1 protein-coding gene is annotated in these 553 nt (G+C 62.9%); it reads right to left on the bottom strand.

Translation table 11 applies throughout. From position 1 onward, the window contains the following. Window positions 1–263 (bottom strand): hypothetical protein (locus DA1_RS29395; RefSeq protein ID WP_155737688.1); only part of this gene is annotated, 263 nt, incomplete at its 3' end. Window positions 264–553: the final 290 nt, after the last annotated feature.

Genomic DNA, 553 nt, shown 5'->3' with positions numbered 1-553 from the left:
CCTATGCCGAGGACGATCCAAGGTTCTACGCTGTATCCCTCATCGCCGAATCCGAGAAAGACTCGCTGTTTTCTTTTGAACTGGTTTTCGATGAGTACGCCGCTTTTTGCCGGGACCACGGGATAGTCTCCCCCGAGGCTGGGCCTATTGCGATGCACGCTGAGGGGCTTGCTTAGGCTCAGGCGGCGCAGCTCCTTCGCGACATCGTCCTCCTGGCTCCTGGCCAGCATCATGAGCGCTGTGACGGTGATGGTTCTGGTCATTTCGGTCCTGACGTGGTCGGCGCGCTGCAGCAGCTTCTGGCACGCGGCCTGGGGTGGGGTCGGGGTCATGGGGAAACAGAGCGGGCCGCACTGGGCGGCCCGGGTTGGGGATCAGGCCGCGCGGCGCAGTGCGCCAGCCGGGGCCTCGGAGTAGTTGGCGGCCACGATGAGCCGCATAGGCTTCGGACTCACGGAATTGCCGACCATGCGGACCTGGGCTGTTTTGGTCAGCACCTTTCCGGCAGCCGTGCGGTCAATCACATAGTTTTCAGGGAAGTCCTGGGCGTTGT

Source organism: Delftia acidovorans NBRC 14950, assembly GCF_001598795.1.
Taxonomy (GTDB): Bacteria; Pseudomonadota; Gammaproteobacteria; order Burkholderiales; family Burkholderiaceae_C; genus Comamonas; species Comamonas acidovorans.
Note: the sequence above shows the minus strand (reverse complement) of the source record. Positions and strands in the feature narration are given on the sequence as shown.